The sequence below is a fragment of the Providencia sp. JGM181 genome (assembly GCF_018257375.1).
Classification (GTDB): domain Bacteria; phylum Pseudomonadota; class Gammaproteobacteria; order Enterobacterales; family Enterobacteriaceae; genus Providencia; species Providencia lanzhouensis.
In genome coordinates this window covers 1-1,134 of record NZ_JAERJY010000279.1, presented here as the reverse complement: position 1 = coordinate 1,134, position 1,134 = coordinate 1, and the positions used below count along the sequence as shown (strand labels likewise).

The 1,134-nt window shown below is 32.6% G+C and carries 1 protein-coding gene and 1 pseudogene; both read left to right on the top strand.

The features are described from left to right. Positions 1–298 precede the first annotated feature (298 nt). Positions 299–766, top strand: a complete 468-nt coding sequence (locus JK188_RS17510) for a hypothetical protein (RefSeq protein WP_249215363.1) — start codon at positions 299–301, stop codon at positions 764–766. 26 nt (positions 767–792) lie between these two features. Continuing rightward, positions 793–1,134: pseudogene (locus tag JK188_RS17505) on the top strand (hypothetical protein); the annotation flags it as partial.

Genomic DNA, 1,134 nt, shown 5'->3' with positions numbered 1-1,134 from the left:
GTTTTGATGCCATTATTCATACACAGCACCCAAGTTTTGCTCAAGCGCTAGAAACTTCAATGGTTTGTGAAATTCCAGTGATGAATAGTATCGAAAACACAATTAGTGAGATATGGACTAACGCTGTTCTTGCTAACATTATGGAGGGAGACTAGTGGGGGTAATATGGCATCAAAATAAAAAATTATTGTTATGTTTTATTTTGTTATTTTTCTCCTTTCAATCTATAGGTTCGGAGCCTAAGAAAGATAGTGTATCTATTTTTAACATAATTATACTTGAATATATAAGAGTGACTATGGATGAATATAAACAACCATTGTCAAAAGAAAAAATGGATAAAGTCCATTATGAATCTGCATTGGCATATGCGAATTACTTAAAGTCTTGGTTTGAATTAAATAAAGGTGTAGAGGTTAGAACGGAAAGAATTAATTTTAACGAGGCTAAAATTATCAATAAAAATGGATTTAAAGCAGCGAATTTACCCTGCGATGCATGGTTTTTTGCTGATATTTATGATGTTTTTGATGAAAATGAACGAAACAAATTTTGGAGGGAAATGAACGCTAATTCCGAAAGGGAATCCGAGGAGAAAATATTTGTTGATTTGTGGTTTAAAATGAAGGCTGAGGCAGAAAGCATTTCAATTGAAAAACGTAAAAAAAGCCAGCGATGGTTAGAGAGAATGAGGAAAATTCCCCTAGTTATTGAAATTGAGAAAACCATGACGATGGTTGAAGATAGTTTTCGTTATAAAAAATAAGTTTTTGAAAGATTTGGAGGCGTAATATGCCAATAAAATTTATTTTTTCTATATTTATCTTGTTAATTTCAACTTTATCGATGGCAGATAATCGCCCCGGTTTTGTGTGTGGGAGGTTTAGCGATACAGTCATTGAAGTGCCTGGCAACTATGTCTACCCCTTTGCGGAATATGAAGGTTATAGTTATTTCGATCCAAGATTCTTAGAAAATAAAAAAGGTTGCGATGCAAATTTCCGAGTTTTGCCATTAGTAATGAGTTGGCCTGAAATGAAGCCTTTTAATAAGAATGAAAATGGAAAAAATAAAAAACTTAGATTTTCTATAGAACCACTAGATGGTGATCCTAAAGGTTACCTTGAATATAAA